This is a genomic window from Saccharothrix deserti (assembly GCF_009769385.1).
Taxonomy (GTDB): domain Bacteria; phylum Actinomycetota; class Actinomycetes; order Mycobacteriales; family Pseudonocardiaceae; genus Actinosynnema; species Actinosynnema deserti.
Genome location: NZ_VKAB01000011.1, coordinates 147,770 through 168,087, shown reverse-complemented (window position 1 = coordinate 168,087; position 20,318 = coordinate 147,770). Strand labels below are relative to the sequence as shown.

Genomic DNA, 20,318 nt, shown 5'->3' with positions numbered 1-20,318 from the left:
CGTCCTACGTGGACGGCACGGTGCTGCGGGACGGGGACGACGCGGCCCTCCTCACGCACGTGGACGCGCCGTCCGCCGTGACGACCGTGGCCCGCCCGGTGCCGACGAGCACCCGGAGGTGGGCCGCGGTCTCGTTGACCGCGAGCATCCGGTTGAAGTCGTCGAGGTCCGCGAACCCGATCCGCCTGCGGGTCCAGGTGAGCCTGCGCGCCACGGCGTGCGCGTCCAGCACCTGTTCACCCAGCGCCTCGGCTGCCTCCGCGAGCCGGGTGTCGTGGTGTGCCAGCAGGTCCGCGACCCGTGCGTGGGTGCTGTCGGCGACCGGCCCGTGCGCGGGGAGCAGGCGTGCGTCGGCGAAGGTCGTCATGAGCCGCAGCGACCGCAGGTAGTCCGCGAGGGGCGAGCCCGGCTCCCCGAGTTCGAACCCGATCGACGGCGTGATGTGGGGCAGCACGTGATCGCCGGCGAACAGCAACCTCTCGCTCTCGTCCAGGAAGACGACGTGTCCCTCGGTGTGTCCGGGGGTGGGGATCACCCGCAGGGTGCGGTCACCGACGGCCAGTTCGCCCGCGGACAGCCACTCGTCCGGCGCTCCCCAGATCGTGGCGTCGAAGTCGTCCAGCGTGCGGGCCACCCGCTCGGCCAGGTCGTCCGCCCCGTTGCGGCGCAACGCATCCAGCGAGCTGACCGGGATGTTGCTGCGGATGCGGTTCAGCATCTCCAGGCCGTGCCGCTCCCCCGCCCCGAGCGCCACCCGCGCGCCGAACAGCCTGCGCAGCTCGACGGCCTGGGTGTAGTGGTCGCGGTGCACGTGGGTCACCAGGATCCGCCGGATCTCCCCGAGGTCGTGCCTGATCGAGGCCATCGCGCGCTCCAGCCGCAGGCGTGCGGCGGGCAACGCCCAACCGCCGTCCACCATGACGATCCCGTCGGCGGTGTCGAGCAGGTAGACGTTGACCGCACGCAGCCCGTCACCGGGCAGGGGCAACGGGACGCGGTGGACCCCGGGCGCCACGGGATGGGCGCCGGGCTCGGCCCAGTCGCTCACTCCATGCCCGCGTGCAGCTCGCGGGCCATGTCACGGGCGGCGGCTCGGGACACCTTGCCGACCTTCGTCTTCGGCACGTCCGGCACGGCGAAGACGAACTCGGGCCACTTCGTCTTGGCCAGGCCGGCGGACCGCAGGTGCCCGACGAGCTCGTCGAGCGCCATCGGCCGGTCGTCGGCCGTCACCACCAGGGCGGCCACCCGTTCACCGAGCAGTTCGTCGGGCACCGGGACCACGCAGGCGAGGTCGACCCGAGGGCAGCTCGCGACCGCCCGCTCGACCTCGGTGATGTCGATGTTGCGGCCACCCCTGATGATCACGTCCTTCTCCCGGCCCATGATCGTGATCGTGCCGTTCCCGTGCACGACCACCAGGTCTCCGGTGGGGAAGAACCCGTCTGGGGTGACCTCGGCGGGTTCGACCGCCCCGGACCGGGCGTAGCCGAGGAACAGGGACGGTCCGCGCACCTGGGCGCGGCCCACCTCGCCCGTGGCCAGCACGGCGCCGTCGGCGTCGACCGCCCGGACCACGGTGTCGGCGAACGGCCTGCCGTCGCACCCCAGGCGGATCTCCGCCGGCTCGTCGGGCCTCGGGGAGGTGTGCCCCAGGCATTCGGACATGCCGAACACCCGCAGGACGCGCGTGCCGAGCGCGTTCTCCGCGCGGGCGAGTGCCGCCGCGTCCATCGGGCCGCCGCCCACGGTGATCGAGCGGACACCCGAGAGCGGACGCGATCCGCCGGCCGCGGCGGCGAGTTGCAGCGCCATCGTGGGGACGCACATGGTCCAGCGCACGTGGTTGCGCGCCAGCCGGTCGAGCACGGCCGGCGGTTCCCACTTCCCGCGCAGCACGAGGGCACCACGCAGCAGCAGTCCCAGGTAGACGCCGAAGGTGTAGGCGGCGGCCGAGGAGAGCGGCACGATCGCGGCGATCGCGTCCCCCTCGCGCAGTCCGTTGATCTCGGCAGTGCTCGTGCAGGCGTAACGCAGCGCGTCTTCGGTCTGCACGACGCCCTTGGCCCGGCCCGTCGCCCCTGAGGTGAGGCCGATCAGGGTGCCACCCGCCCACCGGGAGGCGTCCCGGACCGCCGTCGAGGTGCACACGACCCAGCCGTCGAACACCGCGTGGGACGTCCCGTCGACCAGGGGCGCGACAGACCACTCGTCCAGCGCGGACGGCTCGGCCGGCACCGCGTCCGGCCGGATGTCGTCGAACGCCGACGCGAACTCCGCCGCCGTGGTGTGGCGGTTGACCAGGGCGAGCACGCAGCCGCGCAGGCCGACGGCGAGCGTCGCGGCGACCGTGCGCCACGAGTTGTCGGCCTGCGCCAGCACGGTCGCGTTCTCGTCGAGCACGGCCGCCAGCTCGTGGGCCCGCCGCAGCAACTCGCGTGCGGTGTGCTCGCCCTCGTCGTCCACCACGGCCAGGAAGTCGCCCTCCTCGGCCCGCCGCACGAAATCCCGCACCACCTGTCGCACCGGTTCCTCCACCCTCAGCCGCGGAACATCTCCCGCTCGGTTCCCATCACCGCGATCCGGCGGCCACGCATGTCACCGACCTGGGCGACCGCGGCCGCCCACTCGGGGCTCGCCAGTGCCTTGCGCAGGTCTTCGGCGCTGTCGAAGCTCAGCACCGACAAGCCGTCCCAGCCCTCCGAACGCGGCTCGAACGCGGCCTCGATCTCGGTGTGCCGCCACGCCCGCAGTCCCGGCAAGCGGAGGGTCAGCTCGGCGTGCTCGCCGCGCCACCACGCGATGAACCGCTCGTGCGTCCAGTCCGGCGGCCGGGCGGCCAGCAGCACGAGGTTGTAGAGGCCGTCCGGCGTCCCGCTCATGACGGCTGCTCCCCGGACCGCTGCTCCCCGAACCGCACGGCGGGCGAACGGGCCATGAGCATGCGCTCGGCGAGGCCGTCGGCGTTGATCCGCGCCGCCGCGACGAACGTCGAGACCACTTGCCCGTCGCGCCGCGTCTCGCCGAGGAACAGCTCGTCCGGGCCGTTGGTGGAGGCCGTGATCAGGTGATGGGTGAACGCACCCTTCTCCCGCTGTGCCAGGTAGTGCTCCATCGCCGCACGTCCGCCGGCGAAATCGGTGGCCGCCTCCGCCCCCGTCGAGAACAGCACGGAGAAGGCGAAGTCCGCGCTGATCAGGTCGAGCACGCGTTCCGGGTGGTCGCTGTCCATGAGTTCGAACCACGCCGTCAGGAACGGCGCCGGTGCGGTGTCGTCGGTCTCGCCGGTCATTTGGAGTCCTCTCGAGCCGCGGCCACGCCCGCGCGGCGGCCGGAGACCACGGCGAGGCACAACCCGCCGCCGTAGCCCTGGTGGTACACGTCCGACATGTCCGCGCCCGCCGCGTACAGGCCGGGGATGGCGCGGCCCGCCTCGTCCACCGCGACGCCGTCGTCGTCCACGACCACGCCACCGAAGGTGAAGGTGATCGCGGGCACCACGTCGGCCGCGTAGACCGGACCGGCCCCGAGCCGGGCACGTGCCTCGTCGTCCAGTTCCAGCGGCAGGCGGTAGCCCCACCGGTCGAGCACGGGGGCGAGCGCGGCCAGGTCGTCGGCGACGGTGGCGCGCCCGCCCCGGTCCCTGGTGAACGCCCAGCGGTCGAGCCGGGGACTGCCGGGCACGAACGGGGCCTGCGCGGCACCCCGCTGGACTTCCTCCGACCACAGCAGCAGGCCGCGTCCGCCGTGCGCGGCCAACGCCATCGCGTTGTTGTGGTCCCGGCGGGTCTCGTCGGCGAACCGCCTGCCCGCGGGATCGAGCAGCACACCGAGGCTGCTGTGGTAGAGCGCGAAGGTGATGAAGTCGAGCGGGCTGACCGCCTCGACGCCGGCGGCGTAGAGACGGCATGTCGAACTTGAAGCCCCGACCGGCGAGCGCCGCCTGCTCGCCGGTCAGCGGGGGCACGTAGGACCGCAGCCAGTCGATCGCGTCCTGGTAGCCGCGCACGACGAGGTTCCCGTGGCGCTGGAACTCGCCGGGGTCCTCGGCGCGCATCCGCTCCTCGTCCTCGATGGCCCAGACGTAGCCGCCCGAGATGGCGGCCGAGCCGCCGATCGTCGGCGCGGACTCGACCACGACCACTTTCGCGCCCGCCGACGCCGCCGTGACCGCCGCGGACATCCCGGCCAGCCCGGCCCCGAACACGACGACGTCTACCGAGGCCGGGGCGCTCACGACCCGACCACCTGGAACGTCGTGGTGAAGTAGACCTGGTACGCGGCGAGCTTCCCGTTCGGCGACACGGTTCGGCCCCGCGGGAACGGCGGCGGGCACCGCGGTCACGCTGGCCAAACTCGGCGCGACGGTCCGCACCGCGGGTGCCGTCGGTGCGGACCCGATCGGCGATCTGCTGCTGTCGATGCTGGCCGGGTACGGGGTCGACACCTCGCTGGTGGTGCGCCGCGACGGCGTGCAGACCTCGGCGTCGGTGCTACCGATCCGCCGGGACGGCAGCAGGCCGGCGTTCCACGTTCCCGGCGCGAACCTCGCCTACGGGCCCGACGACGCCCCATACACCGACATCGCGCGGGCGACCCACCTCCACCTGGGCGCGCCCGAGCTGATGGGCGGCGAGAACGCGGCGAAGATCCTCGCCCCGGCGCGGGCAGCCGGCGTGGTGACCTCGGCCGACCTGCTCGCCCCCGGCGATCCCGGCGTGCTGCCCTGGATCGCACCCGCTCTGCCCTCTCTCGACTACCTGCTGCCCAACGACGAGCAGGTCCTCGGACTCACCGGTGCCGCCACGCTGGAGGAAGGGGCTCGCGCGTTGCTCGAGCGGGGCGTCGGGTGTGTCGCGGTCACCCGCGGGGCGCGGGGTGCGCTCGTGATGACGGCGGACGAGGTGATCACGGTGCCCGCGTTCGCCGTCGAGGTGGTCGACAGCACGGGCTGCGGCGACGCGTTCTCCGCCGGGTTCCTCCGCGGCGTCGGCCTCGGTCGTCCGCTGCGGGATGCCGCCGTGCTGGGCTGCGCGGCCGCGGCACTGGTGGCTCAAGGGCTCGGCGGTGACCACGGCGAGTTCGACCTGGCCACCGCCGACTCGCTCGCCGCCGGCACCCCGACCCTGGAGGTGGACTGATCCGCCACGCCGGCGCGGCACTCCTGCGAGCGTGAGCGGCCGATCGGCCGCCGGATCGGGACGAGGCCGCCACCGACGTGTTCGGCGGGTTACCGGGCGAGCATCCGGAGGCCGGTTTCCTCGACCAGTGCGCCGACGTCGGCGAGCTTCTTCGTCCCGGTCGGCCGGTACCAGCGCCAGACGCTCACGATCATGCCCAGCAGGTTCTGCGCCAGCAGCTGCGCGTCCCGTTCGATGAACAGCCCCTCGGCCATGCCGCGTTCGAGCAGTTCGGTCCAACTGGTCTCGATCTGGTGCACGAGGTCGCGCGCGGCCAGCCGTTCGGCTTCCTCCCGTTTGGACCGACGTGGCACGGCGAGCAGGTCGAGGTTGTTCTGCAGGATGCGCATCTGCAGCACCTCGTGCGCCGACACGGCGTAGGCCGCGCGGATCGCCGCGCGCAGGGCCTCGGCCGCGTCCGGCTGGTCCGCGGTCGCCTGGAGGAACATCTCGTGCGACCGCTGCAACTCCAGCCGCATGATGGTGAGCAGGCAGTGCGCCTTCGACTCGAAGTAGTGGTAGAGCGCGGTCTGCCCGATGCCGACCTTCTCCGCCACCTTCGACCACTTGGTCGCGTCGTACCCTTCCCGGCCGAAGTACTTGATGGCGATCGACAGGATGGCCGCACGCTTCGACCGCGGTCCCTCGTCCGGCTCGACAATCTTGGCCGCAGTCACGACATACCCCCGCTTGTGGTCCGTCCGGTGAACGACGGGCCAGTCTAGACCTGATTTGAACTCAGTTCCACTTCGGGGAGCCGGAGCGCGGCTACACCCGCTCCAGGACCGTCGCGTTCGCCATCCCACCGCCCTCGCACATGGTCTGCAGCCCGTACCGGCCGCCGAACGACGGCACGATCTCGTCGTCGAACACGCCCGACGCGGTCGCGGCCACCGCCCGTTGGTGGCTGCGCAGCGCGAACCGCTCCATGTCTTCCCTGGACACGTCCCACTTCTCCGCGATCAGCTCCGCGCCCCGGAACTGGGACACCTCCTGATCGCCGAACACCTGCCGCCAGCCTTCACCGTCGAAGGGTGCGCCCATCCCCTCGCGCTCACCGACGATCATGGGACTGGCGATCGGCACCAGGCTCATCACCTCGACCCCGCCGGCCACGACGAGGTCCGCCGTGCCGGAGAGCACCGCCTGCGCGGCGAAGTGCACGGCCTGCTGCGAGGAGCCGCACTGCCGGTCGAGGGTGGTGCCCGGCACGTGCTGCGGCAGGCCGGCGGACAGCCACGCGGTGCGGGCGATGTTGCCCGTCTGCGCGCCGATCTGGCCGGATCGACGGCCGAGCGTTCGATGAGCGCGCGCAGCACGTGCGCCCCGAGATCGGCGGGGTGCACGCCGCTCAACGCGCCGTTGCGGCGTCCGACCGGCGTGCGGACCGCCGCGACGATGAAAGCCTCAGCCATGATCTCCTCCTGGGGTGATGCCGCCGAACGTGAGCGGCGGGCCCTCATCGCGAAACGCGGGCGGGCGTTCATCGCCGAACGCGGGTGGGCCCTTGTCGCCGAACACCGGCAGGCGCGTGCCGCATCCAGCAGTCCTTGCGCCATGGCGAGGTCGATGGCGTTGGCCGCCTCTGGGCGGTTCAGCACCACGTGTGCGACGCCGTCGTGGACAACGACGGTGACCGGGCTCATCGTGCCGTCCAGCCGCCGTCGACGACCAGGACCTGACCGGTGCAGTAGGACGAGGCGCCGGAGGCGAGGAACACCAGGGCGCCGTCCAGCTCCCGTTCCCCGCCCGGCCGGCGCAGCATCGTGTTGCGGTCCACCCACCGCGCCGACCGCTCGTCGGCGAACAGCCCGGCGGTCATCTCGGTGCGGAACCAGCCGGGCGCCAGCGCGTTGACCCGCACTCCACTCGGTCCCCACTGGCCGGCGAGTTCCCTGGTCAGCCCGATCAGGCCCGCTTTGGACGCGCTGTAGCCCGCGCCACCCAGCGGCGCGCCGGACACGAGGCCGAGGATCGACGCCACGTTGACGATGCTCGTACCCGCCCCGCCGGTCTCGGCGACGAGTTTCGCCAGGTGGAACGGGGCGACCAGGTTGACCGACAACACGTCGGCCATGTCTTCCGCGCTCTCCTCCGACGCGTCTGGAGAGCCGGACAACGCGGCGTTGTTCACCAGCACGTCGACGCGGCCGAAGCGCGCCATGGTGGCATCGACGCACGCCCGCGCCTGGTCGGGCTCGCCGGCGTTGGCCACGACGTCGAGCACCTCTCCCCCGCCGTCGTCCGCCAATAGTTCGGTGCGGGCCGCCGCGAGCCCTTCCGGCTTGCGGGCCGCGATGACGACGTGCGCGCCCGCGGCCCGGAACGCCTTGGCGATCGCCAGCCCGATGCCGCGCGAACCGCCGGTGACGACGGCGACCCTGCCCTCCAAAGTGGTCACTCGCTCTCCTCGTGCCGCGCCAGTTCGAGCTTCGCGATGGTGCGCAGGTGGACTTCGTCGGGGCCGTCCGCGATCTGCAACGCCCTGGTGATGGCGAACAGCCGCGCGAGCACCGTGTCGTCGCTGACCCCGGCGGCGCCGTGCGCCTGCACGGCCCGGCTCACCACGCGGTGCGCCACCTCCAACGCCGCCACCTTGATCGCGGCGACCTCGGTGCGCGCGGCCCGGTTGCCCACGGTGTCCATGAGCCAGGCCGACTTGAGCACGAGCAGGCGCACCTGGTCGATCTCGATGCGGCTGCGCGCGATCCACTCGCGCACCACGCCCTGGTCGGCGAGCGGGCCGCCAAAAGCGGTGCGGCGCAACACCCTCCGGCACATCAGGTCGAGCGCGCGTTCGGCGAACCCGACCGCGCGCATGGCGTAGTGCATCCGGCCGGGGCCCAGCCGCCCCTGGGCCAGGGCGAACCCGTCGCCCTCGCCGCCGAGCAGGTTCTCCGCCGGCACCCGGACGTCCTCGAAGAGCACGTCGCCGTGGCCGAGCCGGTCGGTGTAGCCGAACATGGGCAGGTCCCGCAGCACGGTGATGCCGGGCGTGTCCCTGGGCACGAGCAGCATGCTCTGCCGGCGGTACGCGGGCGCGTCCGGGTTCGTGACGCCCATGACGATGACGAGTGCGCAGTCCGGGTCGAGGATGCCCGAGGTGTACCACTTGCGGCCGTTGACGACGTAGCTGTCGCCGTCCCGGACGATCGTCGTCCGGATGTTGCGCGGGTCGGAGCCCGCCACGTCGGGCTCGGTCATCGCGAAGCAGGACCGGATGCGCGCGTCCAGCAACGGCGTCAGCCACCGCTCCTGCTGCTCTGGCGTGCCGAACAGCGACAGCAGCTCCATGTTGCCGGTGTCCGGAGCGGAGCAGTTGAACACCTCGGGGCCGATGATCGACCGCCCGGCGATCTCGGCCAGGGGCGCGTACTCCAGGTTGGTCAGCCCGGCACCCCTGTCGCCGTGCGCGAGGAAGAGGTTCCACAGCCCTTCGGCGCGGGCCTTCTCCTTCAGCTCCACCATGATCGGCGGCAGGTCGTGCGGTTTGCCGGACTCCGCGAGCTGCCGGTCGTACACCGCCTCGTTGGGGTACACGTGCTGATCCATGAAGGACCGCATCCGCTCGCGCAGCTCCTGCACACGCGGGGAGAAGCCGAAGTCCACGACTGTCCTCCGTAGTTGGTTCGCGAGTAGGTTCGCGGCCTCAGCCGAGGATCTCGGTGGCCGTGCGGATCATCGCCGCGATCGTCGGCGGCAGTAGTTCCTGGTGCGGGTCGTGGTGCCGGCCCTCGCGGTGCCTGCGCAGGTTGTGGCCCATGATCGCGGCCATCTTCATCCGCCCCAGCGCGCGGAACCAGTCCATGTCGGGCAGTGCCGGGCCGTAGCCGGCCAGCAGTTCGGCCTCGGTGGGCAGGTCCTCGACTGGGCGCCCCACACCGGGGAAGTTGGTGTCGTCGCGGAACAGCAGCAACCAGGCCAGATCGGTGCGCGGGTCCCCGACGCTCCAGATCTCCCAGTCGATCACCGCCGTCACCCGGTCACCGACGCAGAGCGCGTTGCCGAGTCGGAAATCGCCGTGCAGCAACACCGGCGGCAGGTCACCGGGCACGGTCGCGGCGAGCCGCCGCAGCAGTTCGTCCGAGCCGGGGCGCAACTCGGCCGGGACCGCGTGCAACGTGCGGCTCCAGCGGTCCAGTTCGGCGCGCGCGTCGGTCGGTGCGGGCAGGTCGGTCGGCAGACCCGACAGGTCGACCTCGTGCAACCGGCGCAGCACGGCGACCAGCGCCAGCATCCGCGCTCGGGCCGTTGCCGGGTCGAGGTCGTGCTCGTCTGTCACCGGCTCGACCGCGTCACCGGTGGCGAACTCCATGGCGAACCAGGCTGGTTTCCGCTTGTCCACGGCCACCACCTCCGGCACCGGGACGTTCTCGCCGCGCAGGGCGGTGAGAACGCGCGCTTGGCGCAGCACGTCGTCGCGCCCGATCGGCCGCCGGCCCGGCGGTACCGCCTTGACGACGTAACGGCCGGTCGACGACGTGACCGAGTAGGTGAGCCCGGAGTGGCCACCCGGCAGCGGGACCGGTTCGCCGCCCAGTCGGTCCCGCACCCGACCGGCCAACGTGGACAGTGCGGTGGTCATCGGGGCTCCCGGGGCAGGCCGAGCACGCGCTCGGACAGGATGTTGCGCTGGATCTCGTCGGTGCCGCCGGCGATGGCGTACCCCGGCGCGCCGAGCAGGTGCTCGGTCCACGCGAACGTGCCCCACTCACCCGTGTCGGCCACCAGCCGCGGCCCCAGCAGTCGCAGCACGAGGTCGGTGGTGCGGCGCATCGTCTCGGTGGCGTACAGCTTGCCCACCGAGGCTTCCGCGCCCGGTGCGGTGCCCGCTTCGAGTGCCGCGGTGATCCGCAGGCCGATGACCCGCTGCACGAGGGTGCGGATGTAGAGGTCCGCGGCCAGGTCGCGCTGCACCTCGCCCGCCGGGCACCGCCGGGCCAGCTCGATCGCGCGGTCGGCGTTGTCCAGGCCGAGCGTCCCGGAGTCGAGCCGTTCGGCGGCGAGGACGGACAGGGTGACCTTCCACCCCTGGCCGACCGGCCCGAGGCGATCGGCGTCCGGCACGACGACCCCGTCCAGGTACACCTCGTTGAAGCTCTCCCCGCCGGTCATCTGCCGGATCGGGCGGATCGTGACGCCGGGGGCGTCCATCCGGACCAGGAACACGGTGATGCCCGCGTGCTTGGGCACCTCTGGATCGGTGCGGCAGACCGCAACCCCCCACGTCGCCACGCGCGCGCCCGATGTCCACACCTTGTGCCCGTCGAGGACCCAGCCGTCGTCGTGGCGTACCGCTCGGGTTCGCACGGCGGCCAGGTCCGCCCCCGCCTCGGTCTCGGAGAACAGCTGGCAGGCGAGTTCGTCGGCGCGCAACATGGGCCGCAGCCACCGCTGTTTCTGCTCCTCGGTGCCCCAGATCCCGATCGCAGGCGCGACCAGGTGCCTGGTCACCGGGAAGATCTCGGTCCGCTGTGGGACGTCGAACGCGGCTTCCTCGGCCCGGTAGAGACCTTCGTAGTGCGGGGGCAACCCTTGGCCGCCCAGCTCGACGGGCCAGCTCAGCGCGCCCCAGCCCTGGTCGTACCGGGTCCGCTCCCAGTCCCTGATGCGCTCGGTGTGCGCACGCTCCTCGTCCTCGGTCCAGTTCTCGAAGACCGCGACGGAGTCGTCACCACTGCCCCACGCCCGCGTTTCCCCGCGCCGTGCGGCAGCGGTACCCAACCACGCACGGGCCTGCGCCCGGAACGACGCGGGGTCCGGAATTCCGGTCATGACCTCACCTCACCCGGACAGGACGGTGCACGCGCTCACGCCCGGCGCGCCGTACACGTGGGTGAAACCGACCCTGGGACCACCGGGCACCTGACGCACGCCCGCACGCCCGCGCAGCTGGAGCACCACCTCGTAGACCTGGCGCAACCCGGACGCGCCGATCGGTTCACCGTTGGCGATGCAGCCGCCGTCGGTGTTGACCGGAAGCGTCCCGGAGATCTCCGTGGCGCCCTCGGCGATCAGCTTCTCCTGCTCGCCGTCCGCGCAGAAGCCGCACTCGGCCAGGTGCATGACCTCCGCGCCGCTCTCGGTGTCCTGCACCTGCACCACGTCCACGTCACCGGGACCGAGTCCGGCCCGTTCGAACACCGCCGTCGCCGCGGCCCGGCTCACGCTGGTCAGCTCCCCGCCCGGCACCCACGGGCTGAACACCTCGAAGGTGCCGAACGTCCGGGTCCGCACCTCGGCGGCGCGCAGCGTCACCGGCACGCCCTCGTGCGGCGCGCACAGCACCAGCGCCGCCGCACCCTCACCGGGCGAGCAGAACATGAAGCGGGTCAACGGGTCGTTCACCATGCCGGAGGCGAGCACCTCGTCCGCGCTGATCGCCTTGCGCCGCCAGGCGTTCGGGTTGAGCGCCCCGTTGCGGTAGGCCTTCTCCGCGACGAGTCCGAGCGTCCTGGCCGAGATGCCGTGGTCGTGCATGTACCGCTGGATCTTCATGCCGAAGAACTGGGTGGTGACCATCAGGCCGTCGCGCCCGTACGCCTCGTCGAGCCCCCAGTCCGCGGGCCGGGGGTCGAACGCACCGCGCGGGTGCTTGTCGAAGCCCACCGCGACCACGACGTCCGCCATGCCCGACCGGATCGCGTTCGCCGCGGACACCAGCGCGCTCCCGCCGGTCGCGCAGCCGTTCTTCACGTTGACGAACGGCACACCGGTGAGCCCGAGTTCGGCGACCAGGGTGTCCGCGTTCCCGGCGGCGTCACTGCCACCGAAGGCCGCCCCGACCCGCGACCACTCGATCCCGGCGTCCGCCAGCGCCGCGGTGACCGCCCGGACGGCGTGCTGCCGCCCGCTGACGTCTTCGGTGCGGCCGAACCGCGTGATGCCCGCTCCCGCGATCAGCACTTCAGTCATCGGCACTCCTGGCTCTGGGAACCCCGACGCCCGCCTCGATCCGCACCGGCATGCCGATCCGGATCGAGGCCAGGTCGTCGGTGTCGAGGACGGCGGCGACCCGCACGCCCTCCGGCAGTTCGACGTAGCCGACCGCGGACGGGGCGAACCCACCCGGCGGCGGCACGTACGGCGGCGACTTGGGCTCGAACCGCTGCACGGTCCACGTCCACAGCTCGCCGACGGCGGACAGCGTCACCGGCCCGGTGGCCTGCCCACAACGCGGGCAGGCGTCACCAGCCGGGTACAGTGTCACCGCGCAGGCGCCGCACCGCGCCCCTCGAAGCGAGGGCATCAGCGCCCCGTCCACTTGGGCTCGCGCTTCTCCAGGAACGCGGCCACGCCCTCGGCGGCGTCCTGGGAGTTGAGCGTGACGCCGACAGCGAGGTGTTCCATCACCATCAACGACTGGATGTCCGCTTCGAGGCTGCGGTCGATGGTCATCTTGGTGATGCGCATCTGGAACGGGCTCTTGTCGGTGAGGTGGCTGATGAACTCGGCCACCGTGTCGTCCAGCTCCTCGGCGGGCGCGGAAGAGTTGATCAGGCCGAAGGCGACGGCCTCGGTGCCGGACAGCAGCTTCCCGGTGAGCATCAGCTCCTTGGTCTTGCGGATGCCGATCATCCTGGGCACCCGGTAGATCGGGCCCGCGCCGCCGAACAGCGCGCGGCGGATGTGGAAGTCGCCGATCTTGGCGTCGTCGGCGGCGATCGCGAAGTCGCAGGAGATCATCAGCTCGAAGCCGCCCGCCGTGACGTGACCCTCCAGCACCGCCACGGACGGCGTCGCCATCGAGTACAGCCGGTCGCAGACCTTCGCCGAGACGACGGCGACGTCCATCGCGGTGCTGCTGCCGATGTAGTCGGACTGCAGCTCGTCGAGGTCGAAGCCCGAGCAGAACGTGCCGCCGCGCCCGCGCAGCACCAGCACCCGCAGCTCCGGGTCGGCGTCGACCTCGGTGATGATCTCGTCGAGCCGCTTGAGGATGGGCAGCGTGACGCAGTTCTTCTTCCACGGGCGGTTGAGCCAGACCCTGGCCACGTTGCCGTCCCGCTCGAACTGGATCTCGTCGTTGACGCTCACGGTGGTCTCCCAGGGTTCGAAACTGAACTGAATTCAATCCATGTGTAGAGGTCGCACGACGCCGTGTCAAGACTGGTCGGACGCGTGCTACGCCACGTTCGCGCCGCCATCGTCGAGGCCGAGCAGTGCGGCGATCCGGGCGCGGTGCTCGTGCGGCAACCCCAGGAACACCTCCGACGTGCGGGCCCGCCGCACGTAGCGGTGCGCGGGGTGCTCCCAGGTGAAGCCGATCCCGCCGTGCAGCTGCACGTACTCGGCCGCGGCCCGGACGGAAGCCGCCGAGCAGACGACTTTCGCCGCGCTCGCCGCGACCGGGAGCTCATCCGGCGCGGCGTCGACGCAGGCGGCGGCGTAACCGGCCGCCGACTTCGCCGCCTCGATCTCCACGAGCAGGTCCGCGAGCCGGTGTTTGACCGCCTGGAAGGACCCGATCGGACGGCCGAACTGGTTGCGCTGCCGCACGTGCGCCACGGTGGCCTCCAGCGCGTGCTCGCAACCGCCCACCTGCTCGGCCGCGAGTCCGGCCAACCCGGCGTCGCGGGCGGCGGCGAGGATCGCCTCCGCACCGCCCGGCGGTCCGACCGGTGTGGCCGGGGCGTCGTGGAACTCCAGCAGCGCCTGTGGTCGGCTCGGGTCGAGCACGCGCCGGGGCCGGCGCGTGAAACCGTCGGCGCAGGCGAACAGGGTGAGTCCGGCCGGGGTGCGGCCGGGGATCAGCACCAGGGACGCGTCCGCTCCGTCGAGCACCATGTCGACCGCTCCGCGCAGCCGCCCGGCTTCGGCGTCCACCGTGCCGAAGCCGAGGGTCGCGGTGGACGTTCCGGCGGCGAGCGCGGGGAGGTGGCGGGCACAGGCCTCGTCGTCGTTGGAGGCCAGGAGCGCGCTCGTCGCGAGCACGGCCGACGACAGCAGCGGCAGTGGTGACAGCGCCCGGCCCGCCTCACCCAGCGCCACGGCCAACTCGCGGAACCCGTACCCCGCGCCGCCGTACCGCTCCGGCACGGCGAGTCCCGGCACGCCGATCTGTCCGGCCAGCGTGTGCCAGTCCGCGCCCGGGTCGGCGAAGAACTCTCGCAGCACCGACCGCAGTTGCGCCTGTTCGTCGGTCTCGGCGAGCAGCGCGGGATCGATCGTCAGCACGTCACGCCTCCGACAGTTCGGCATCGGGGAGCACGGGTGTGCCACCGCCGAAGTAGGCCGCCTCGGCGCGTTCCGCGAACCCAGGGTCCGCGGACTCGCCGTACGCGGCGATCCGGCCCTCGTGCAGCACCACGACCTGGTGGCAGCACGTGAGCGCCCGACTCAGCGACTGTTCGAGCAGCACGACCGTCACCCCGTCGTGCGCCAGCCGGTTGATGCGCGAGTACACCTCGTCCACCAGCGAAGGCGCCAGCCCGAGCGCGGGTTCGTCGACGATCAGCACGTCGGGCTTGGCCATCAGCGCCCTGGCGACCGCGAGGATCTGCTGCTCGCCGCCACTCAGTCCCGCCGCCGGCACCCCGAGCCGCTCGCGCAGCCGCGGCGGCAGCCATTCGGCCGTCTCGTCCAGCCGCGACCGGAGGGCCGCGCCCTTCAGCCCGACCGCGTACCCGGCGACCTCCAGGTTCTCCCGCAGCGACAACGTCTTGAACAACGCACGGCCTTCCGGGACCAGACTGCCGCGGATGTCCGCCGGCGCCTCTCGCACGCCCGCCGACGGGACGAGTGAGCCGTGCAGCACGCGTCCGAGCGTGCTCTTGCCCGCGCCGTTGGCCCCGACCACGCCGAGCACGGCACCCCTCGGCACGGTCAGGTCCACGTCGTGCAGCGCCGCGACACCGCCGTAGTGGTGGCTCACCCCGCTCAGCCTGATCGCCGGCCGGTCGCTCGGTTCGGGCAGCTCGGCGCGGGTGCTCGTGGTGCCGAGGTAGGAGGCGCGGACGCGGGCGTCCAGCAGGATCGTGTCGGGCTCGCCTTCCGCGATCGCACGCCGAAGTCGAACGCCACGACGCGGTCGGCCACCGCGAACAGGTCGTCCAGCACGTGGTCGATGATCACGACGGCGCTGCCCTCGTCGCGGAGCTTGCGGATCTGGTTCGCGGCGAGTCGCCGCTCGCCCGCGTCCAGTCCGCCGAAGGGCTCGTCGAGCAGGAGCAGCGCGGGCCGTTCCGCGACCGCACGCGCCAGGTCCAGCCGCTTCTGGAGACCGAACGGCAGTTCCGTCGGACGCCGGTCGGCGACGTCGCCGAGACCCATGCCCGTGATCAGTTCGGCGGCACGGCGGCGGTGCTCCGCGGTGATCCGGCGGTTGGTGCACAGCACGTTCTCCGCGACGGTGAGTTCGGGGAACGCCTCGGCGTGCTGGAACGTCCGGCCGATGCCGTAGCGGCGGCGGGTGGTCGCCCGCGCGCCGAGCAGCGCCTTGCCCCCGTAGTCGACCTCGCCGTCGACCCGGCCGCCGCCGATCAGTCCGGAAAGGACGTTCAGCAGAGTGGTCTTCCCGGCGCCGTTGGGCCCGATGATCGCGACGACCTCGCCCTGCCGCACGGTGAGCGACGCCTGTTCCAACGCCTTGAGGCCGCCGAACCGGACAGTGACGCCGTCCAACCTCAAAACAACAGGCCCGTCCGGCACGGTTCGCCGTGCCGGTGCCTCAACAGCGTGTGGCTCGTCGCCGACGTGGTGAGCGACCGTTGTCGGCGCCGACCGGCGGGTGAGCCGGCGCAGCACTGTGCCCAGGAACGGCACCGCGCCGCCGGGCAGGAAGATCAGCGCCACGATCAGCAGCACGCCTGGAGGACCGGCTGCGGCAGCGAGACGGCCCCGGCGAGCGCGGGCGCCCACGCGAGGTAGACGCCGCCGACCACGGCGCCCGCGACCGAGCCGACACCGCCCAACACGCACGCCGCGATCACCGCGACACCGAGGTTCAGCGAGAAGGGGTCCGGGCTGACGAACCCGGTGATGCCCGCCGGCAGCACGCCGGACAGACCCGCGACACCGGCGCTGACCGCGAACGACAGCGCCGTCTGCGCTTCGGGCGCGATCCCGACCGAGCGCGCGACCAGCGGGTGGGACTTGGCGGCGACCAGGCGCATCCGCAACGCCGTCGTCCTGGCCAGCACCGCAGCAGCGAGCACCACGCCGGCCACCCCGATCGCCAGGTACTGGGTCTCACTGCCGCCGGCGAACGTGCCCAGCCCCAGCACGCTGTCCATCGCGCCGACCGGAACGCCCTGGTCGCCACCGGTGACATCGGTCCACCGGTTGATCACCTCCAGCGACACCAGGCCGAACGCCAGCGTGAGCAGCGCGATGTAGAGCACCGAGAAGCGCGCGCCCGCGTACCCGAGGAACGCGCCCATCGCCGCGCAGCAGGCGACGGCGGCGACCACGATGACCTCGAACGCCCAGCCGTGCGCGCTGCCGTAGGCCGCGAAGTAGGCGCCCGTGGCGAAGAACGCGGGGTGCCCGACGGACCACACGCCCGACCACCCGGCGAGCAGGCCGACCGAGATCGCGAGCACGGTGTAGACCGCGGCCAGGGCGACCGAGTACGCCTGGTAGGCCGGGACCGCGCCGCTGGCCACCACGCCGATGACGGCGAGGGCGGACAGCGGTCCCAGCGCGGCTTTCACGAGGGTGGAACGGCCGAGCGCCATGTGCTGCTCCTAGACCCGTGGGAACTAGACCCGTTGGAACGTGCGGGTGCCGAACAGGCCCTGGGGCCTGATCAGCAACACGAGGACCGTGAACGAGAAGACGAACGTGTCGCGGAAGCTCGCGAACACGTATGCGGCGGCGAGGTTCTCCAGCACGCCCACTGCCAGGCCGCCGATCACGGCGCCGTACATGCTGGTGAGCCCGCCGAGGAAGATCCCGGCGAAAGCGCGGAACAGCGGCGCGGCCAGCACGACCGGGCCGATGCCGCCACGCGGCGCGTACAGGCAGGCCGCGAGGGCGGCCAGGCCGAGCCCCAGCGCCCACGCGATGCGCGCGATCCGGTGGGCGCTGATGCCGATCACCTTGGCCGTGTCCGCGGACTCCGCGACCGCGCGCATGGCGGAGCCGAGGGTCGTCCGGCCGAACAGGAAGGCGACCGCGGCCATCGCGACACCCGCCACGGCGATGGTGAGCAGGCTCTGCGCGGGAATGGCCGCGTCGCCCCAGCGGACCGTGCCTTCCACGAGGTTGGGGAACGACCTGGACTGGGTGCCCCACACCGAGCTGATCACGCTCTCGACGATGAGCGTCACGCCCATGGTGATCACCAGTGCGGAGAACAGCTGCCCCTGGCCGAGCGGCCTGATCACGACCTCGCGCACCACGACCCCGGACACGGCCGTCGCCAGGATCGCCAGCAGGACGCCGACGACGAGGGCCACGCCCATGTCGTGGAACGTGATCGCGAGGTACAGCCCCAGGGTGGCCAGGCTCGCGATCGCGAAGTTCACCACGTCGGTCGCCCGGTAGATGATCACCAGGCCCAACCCCATGAGCCCGTAGATCGCACCACTGGCCACACCGCTCACCAGCACGAGCAGGAACTGATCCACGATGATCACCTCCAGGCACTAATTGAACTCAGTTCAAAGGACTGCAGGTGTCACGCGGTGAAACGTCCACCGTTCGCGAGCAGGACCGCGCCGACGAGGTTCGCCGACTCCTCCCCCGCCAGGTACAGCACGACGTCGGCGATCTGGTCGGCCGTCGCGTAGCGGGCGCGCTGTCGCAGGGCCCGCGGGGTGCGGTCGGCCATGCCCGTCTCGGTCGGTCCCGGCGCGACGAGGTTGACCGCCATGACCCGCCGCCACGACTCGTCGCCGAGCCGCGACGCGACGTCGAGCGGCACGCCGTCGACCACCGAGTCCGCGATGAGCCCCTTGGCCCACGGGTCGTCCACACCGGCGGCGTGCACGACCACGTCGAGCCGGCCGTGGTCGCGCACGATCCGGTCCACGAGCTCGTCCACCTGCGCGGGGTCCGAGACGTCGACGGGGGGCTCGCCGCTGACGTCCGCCGGAACCACCGCTGTCGCACCCTCGGTGGCGAGACCGCGCGCGACCGCCGCACCGATGCCCGAACCCGCGCCGGTCACCAGCGCGACCTTGCCGTCGAACCGCCCCACGCGACACCCCCGGCTTCCTGAACTGAATTCAGTTTGCTATGTTGACCCGGTGGTGTCAACCATGAGGGCGTTGCGCCTGTCCGGGTGGGGGCAGGCGCCGGAACTGCGCGAGGTCGACCGGCCGGTGCCGCGCGACGGGCAGGTGCTGGTGGCGGTGGAGGCCGCCGGCCTGTGCCACTCGGACCTGCACGTGCTCGACGCCGGGCCGGGCGACCTGCCGTTCCGGCTGCCGTTCACGCTGGGGCACGAGGTGGCGGGGCGCGTCGAACAGGCGGGTCCGCTCGCCGATGTGGCCGTCGGTGAACGCGTGCTGGTGTACGGACCGTGGGGCTGCGGGCGGTGCGGGCGCTGTGCGGCCGGCCTGGAGAACTACTGCGACCGCCGCGCCGACCTGGGCTGGGCTGGGATGGGACTGGGTCGTGACGGCGGGATGGCCGACTACGTCCTGGTGCCGTCGGGTCGCCACCTCGTGCCCATCGGGGATCTCGCGGCCGAGAGCGCCGCGCCGCTGTCGGACGCCGGGCTGACGCCCTACCACGCGCTCGCCCCGCACATCCCGGTGCTCGACGCGGAGTCCACCGTCGTCGTGATCGGCGCGGGTGGCGGGCTCGGTCATCTCGCGGTGCGCCTGCTGCGCGCCCTGACACCGAGCCGCGTGGTCGCGGTGGACGTGCGGCCGGAAGCGCTCGCTCTCGCCCGGTCGTGCGGCGCGCACGTGACCGTGCTGTCCACACCGGATGGCGCGGCTCGGTTGCCGGGGTGACGTGCGGGCGGACGTCGTGCTCGACTTCGTCGGATCGGACACCACGCTGGCGCTCGCCGCAGGTTCCGTCCGCGCGCACGGTGAACTGGTCGTCGTCGGCAGCGGGGGCGGCGTGCTGGAGGTGCGCAAGCCCGGCGCGCTGCCACCGGGATGCCGCGTGTCGCTGCCGTTCTGGGGCTCCCGGATCGAACTCGACGACGTGGTCGACCTGGCCCGCGCGGGAGAGCTGCCGGTCGCCACGGAGTCGTTCCCGCTGTCCCGCGCGCACGAGGCGCTGGCCGCACTGCGTTTCGGCGAAGTGCGCGGACGCGCCGTACTGATCCCCGACTGACCGGAGGTTCGCGTGTCCCCGTCCCGTACCGCGATCGTGACCGGCGCCGCGCGTGGCATCGGCGCCGCCGCTGTGCTGAACGGTCATCACGGTCAGCGTTTCCGCGCGACGACGAACTCGGCGCGGATGGGCACCGCTGCGCCGGCACGCGTGGCGTAGGGGGCCAGCAGCTCACGGGACTCGGCCAGGACCCGTTCGAACACCCCGCTGTCGATCCGGTCGGCCAGCGGGGTGCCGTTCACCTCGGTCCGCACCATCTGGTCGATCGAGTCCCACCGGGCCGTTCCCAGCAGCGAGTGGCTGTCGGCGACCTCCAAGCCGGCACGTGCGCAGTGCGCGGCCAGTTCGTCCAGGTCACCCTGCGACCAGTAGGTGCTCAACAGGCTGACCGCCTCCGGTCCGGTGTGCCGCGCGACCGTCTCCACCCACGGCCCGTAGGCGGGCTGCCGGTCCAGGCTGCTGTAGACCTGCAGCCCGACCACGCCGTCCGCCGCGCACACCCGACCCATCTCGTGCAGGGCTCGGGTGGTGTCCGGGAAGAACATCAGCCCGGACTGGCAGAGCACGCGGTCGAAGGCGCCGTCGGCGAACGGCATCGCGGCGGCGTCCCCCTGACGCCAGTCGAGGTCCGGCCGCAGCCGCCGGGCGACGGTGAGCATGCCGTCGCCGAGGTCGAGCCCGACCACCCGCCCGGTCGGGCCGACGCGGTCGGCGGCACGCCGGGTGAGGACGCCGGTGCCGCAGGCGACGTCGAGCACCCGCTCGCCGGGCCGGACCCCGGCCAGGTCCAGCAGCGGCTCCGTCCACTGCGTGAACAGCGCGGGCACGAACTTCTCCTCGTAGACCTCGGCCTGCTCAGCGGAGATCCGGAACGTCTCGGTAGTCATCTCCGACCAACCC

At 72.3% G+C, this 20,318-nt stretch carries 21 protein-coding genes and 4 pseudogenes; 3 read left to right on the top strand and 22 right to left on the bottom strand.

The genetic code is table 11. The features are described 5' to 3' along the window. Positions 1–4: 4 nt before the first annotated feature. The 6 genes and pseudogenes from FM051_RS20370 to FM051_RS51890 form a co-directional block, all read right to left on the bottom strand. Positions 5–1,048, bottom strand: a complete 1,044-nt coding sequence (locus FM051_RS20370) for an MBL fold metallo-hydrolase (RefSeq protein WP_158845670.1) — start codon at positions 1,046–1,048, stop codon at positions 5–7. Further along, a complete protein-coding gene (locus tag FM051_RS20365) occupies positions 1,045–2,526 on the bottom strand; it encodes a class I adenylate-forming enzyme family protein (RefSeq protein WP_158845667.1) in 1,482 nt (493 codons plus the stop codon). Before FM051_RS20365 ends, FM051_RS20370 begins: the two co-directional genes overlap by 4 nt. A 14-nt stretch (positions 2,527–2,540) precedes the next feature. Further along, on the bottom strand, positions 2,541–2,882 hold the full coding sequence (locus FM051_RS20360) for an EthD family reductase (RefSeq protein ID WP_158845664.1): 342 nt from the start codon (positions 2,880–2,882) through the stop codon (positions 2,541–2,543). After that, a complete protein-coding gene (locus FM051_RS20355) occupies positions 2,879–3,292 on the bottom strand; it encodes a hypothetical protein (protein WP_158846151.1) in 414 nt (137 codons plus the stop codon). Before FM051_RS20355 ends, FM051_RS20360 begins: the two co-directional genes overlap by 4 nt. Further along, positions 3,289–3,828 carry an FAD-binding protein gene (locus FM051_RS20350; RefSeq protein WP_158845661.1) on the bottom strand — a complete coding sequence of 180 codons (540 nt, stop codon included), beginning with the start codon at positions 3,826–3,828 and terminating at the stop codon, positions 3,289–3,291. Before FM051_RS20350 ends, FM051_RS20355 begins: the two co-directional genes overlap by 4 nt. 63 nt (positions 3,829–3,891) lie before the next feature. After that, positions 3,892–4,183: pseudogene (locus FM051_RS51890) on the bottom strand (FAD-binding protein); the annotation flags it as partial. 127 nt (positions 4,184–4,310) lie between these two features. Here FM051_RS51890 and FM051_RS20340 point away from each other — a divergent pair. Continuing rightward, positions 4,311–5,141: pseudogene (locus FM051_RS20340) on the top strand (carbohydrate kinase family protein); the annotation flags it as partial. Between the two features lie 89 nt (positions 5,142–5,230). Here the strand turns inward: FM051_RS20340 and FM051_RS20335 are convergent. From FM051_RS20335 to FM051_RS20275, 15 genes and pseudogenes are all read right to left on the bottom strand, one after another. Next, positions 5,231–5,857, bottom strand: a complete 627-nt coding sequence (locus tag FM051_RS20335; protein WP_158845658.1) for a TetR/AcrR family transcriptional regulator — start codon at positions 5,855–5,857, stop codon at positions 5,231–5,233. Between the two features lie 163 nt (positions 5,858–6,020). Further along, positions 6,021–6,595: pseudogene (locus tag FM051_RS20330) on the bottom strand (thiolase family protein); the annotation flags it as partial. Between the two features lie 227 nt (positions 6,596–6,822). Next, complete coding sequence (locus tag FM051_RS20325; RefSeq protein WP_158845655.1) at positions 6,823–7,581, bottom strand: SDR family NAD(P)-dependent oxidoreductase; 759 nt, start codon at positions 7,579–7,581, stop codon at positions 6,823–6,825. Next, entirely contained in the window at positions 7,578–8,789 is a 1,212-nt protein-coding gene (locus FM051_RS20320; RefSeq protein ID WP_158845653.1) for an acyl-CoA dehydrogenase family protein, read from the bottom strand. Before FM051_RS20320 ends, FM051_RS20325 begins: the two co-directional genes overlap by 4 nt. A gap of 40 nt (positions 8,790–8,829) precedes the next feature. Next, complete coding sequence (locus FM051_RS20315) at positions 8,830–9,765, bottom strand: phosphotransferase family protein (RefSeq protein WP_158845650.1); 936 nt, start codon at positions 9,763–9,765, stop codon at positions 8,830–8,832. Further along, entirely contained in the window at positions 9,762–10,955 is a 1,194-nt protein-coding gene (locus FM051_RS20310) for an acyl-CoA dehydrogenase family protein (protein WP_158845648.1), read from the bottom strand. Before FM051_RS20310 ends, FM051_RS20315 begins: the two co-directional genes overlap by 4 nt. 9 nt (positions 10,956–10,964) lie before the next feature. Then, on the bottom strand, positions 10,965–12,095 hold the full coding sequence (locus FM051_RS20305) for a thiolase family protein (RefSeq protein ID WP_158845645.1): 1,131 nt from the start codon (positions 12,093–12,095) through the stop codon (positions 10,965–10,967). Further along, entirely contained in the window at positions 12,088–12,390 is a 303-nt protein-coding gene (locus FM051_RS20300) for a Zn-ribbon domain-containing OB-fold protein (protein ID WP_238412515.1), read from the bottom strand. The genes FM051_RS20305 and FM051_RS20300 overlap by 8 nt, the downstream gene beginning before the upstream one ends. Before the next feature lie 38 nt (positions 12,391–12,428). Then, positions 12,429–13,217 (bottom strand): enoyl-CoA hydratase/isomerase family protein, encoded by a 789-nt coding sequence (locus FM051_RS20295; protein ID WP_158845639.1) that lies wholly within the window; start codon positions 13,215–13,217, stop codon positions 12,429–12,431. Positions 13,218–13,304: 87 nt separating this feature from the next. Then, the gene (locus FM051_RS20290) at positions 13,305–14,357 is read right to left on the bottom strand and encodes an acyl-CoA dehydrogenase family protein (RefSeq protein WP_238412514.1); all 1,053 of its coding nucleotides are present in this window, start codon (positions 14,355–14,357) and stop codon (positions 13,305–13,307) included. Position 14,358: 1 nt separating this feature from the next. Continuing rightward, the gene (locus FM051_RS51885) at positions 14,359–15,054 is read right to left on the bottom strand and encodes an ABC transporter ATP-binding protein (protein ID WP_238412513.1); all 696 of its coding nucleotides are present in this window, start codon (positions 15,052–15,054) and stop codon (positions 14,359–14,361) included. A 5-nt stretch (positions 15,055–15,059) separates the two neighbouring features. Further along, positions 15,060–15,788, bottom strand: a pseudogene (locus FM051_RS51880) (ATP-binding cassette domain-containing protein); the annotation flags it as partial. Positions 15,789–15,976: 188 nt separating this feature from the next. Further along, positions 15,977–16,858 carry a branched-chain amino acid ABC transporter permease gene (locus tag FM051_RS51875; protein WP_238412511.1) on the bottom strand — a complete coding sequence of 294 codons (882 nt, stop codon included), beginning with the start codon at positions 16,856–16,858 and terminating at the stop codon, positions 15,977–15,979. A gap of 24 nt (positions 16,859–16,882) precedes the next feature. Next, entirely contained in the window at positions 16,883–17,752 is an 870-nt protein-coding gene (locus FM051_RS20280) for a branched-chain amino acid ABC transporter permease (RefSeq protein WP_158845634.1), read from the bottom strand. Positions 17,753–17,802: 50 nt separating this feature from the next. Further along, entirely contained in the window at positions 17,803–18,324 is a 522-nt protein-coding gene (locus tag FM051_RS20275; RefSeq protein WP_238412510.1) for an SDR family NAD(P)-dependent oxidoreductase, read from the bottom strand. A gap of 61 nt (positions 18,325–18,385) precedes the next feature. Between FM051_RS20275 and FM051_RS20270 the strand changes: the two genes are divergently transcribed. Then, positions 18,386–19,087, top strand: a complete 702-nt coding sequence (locus tag FM051_RS20270; protein WP_338019483.1) for an alcohol dehydrogenase catalytic domain-containing protein — start codon at positions 18,386–18,388, stop codon at positions 19,085–19,087. Then, entirely contained in the window at positions 19,062–19,418 is a 357-nt protein-coding gene (locus tag FM051_RS53705) for a zinc-binding dehydrogenase (protein WP_338019482.1), read from the top strand. The genes FM051_RS20270 and FM051_RS53705 overlap by 26 nt, the downstream gene beginning before the upstream one ends. Positions 19,419–19,510: 92 nt before the next feature. Here FM051_RS53705 and FM051_RS20265 read toward each other — a convergent pair whose 3' ends face one another. After that, entirely contained in the window at positions 19,511–20,305 is a 795-nt protein-coding gene (locus FM051_RS20265; protein WP_158845631.1) for a class I SAM-dependent methyltransferase, read from the bottom strand. Positions 20,306–20,318: the final 13 nt, after the last annotated feature.

Bases quoted from the DNA above. Each gene is read 5' to 3' on its own strand.
- FM051_RS20360 (WP_158845664.1), bottom strand. From the start codon at position 2,882: ATGAGCGGGACGCCGGACGGCCTCTACAACCTCGTGCTGCTGGCCGCC.
- FM051_RS20310 (WP_158845648.1), bottom strand. From the start codon at position 10,955: ATGACCGGAATTCCGGACCCCGCGTCGTTCCGGGCGCAGGCCCGTGCG.
- FM051_RS20305 (WP_158845645.1), bottom strand. From the start codon at position 12,095: ATGACTGAAGTGCTGATCGCGGGAGCGGGCATCACGCGGTTCGGCCGC.
- FM051_RS20265 (WP_158845631.1), bottom strand. From the start codon at position 20,305: ATGACTACCGAGACGTTCCGGATCTCCGCTGAGCAGGCCGAGGTCTAC.
- FM051_RS53705 (WP_338019482.1), top strand. From the start codon at position 19,062: ATGGCGCGGCTCGGTTGCCGGGGTGACGTGCGGGCGGACGTCGTGCTC.
- FM051_RS20270 (WP_338019483.1), top strand. From the start codon at position 18,386: ATGAGGGCGTTGCGCCTGTCCGGGTGGGGGCAGGCGCCGGAACTGCGC.
- FM051_RS51875 (WP_238412511.1), bottom strand. From the start codon at position 16,858: ATGGCGCTCGGCCGTTCCACCCTCGTGAAAGCCGCGCTGGGACCGCTG.
- FM051_RS20355 (WP_158846151.1), bottom strand. From the start codon at position 3,292: ATGACCGGCGAGACCGACGACACCGCACCGGCGCCGTTCCTGACGGCG.
- FM051_RS20315 (WP_158845650.1), bottom strand. From the start codon at position 9,765: ATGACCACCGCACTGTCCACGTTGGCCGGTCGGGTGCGGGACCGACTG.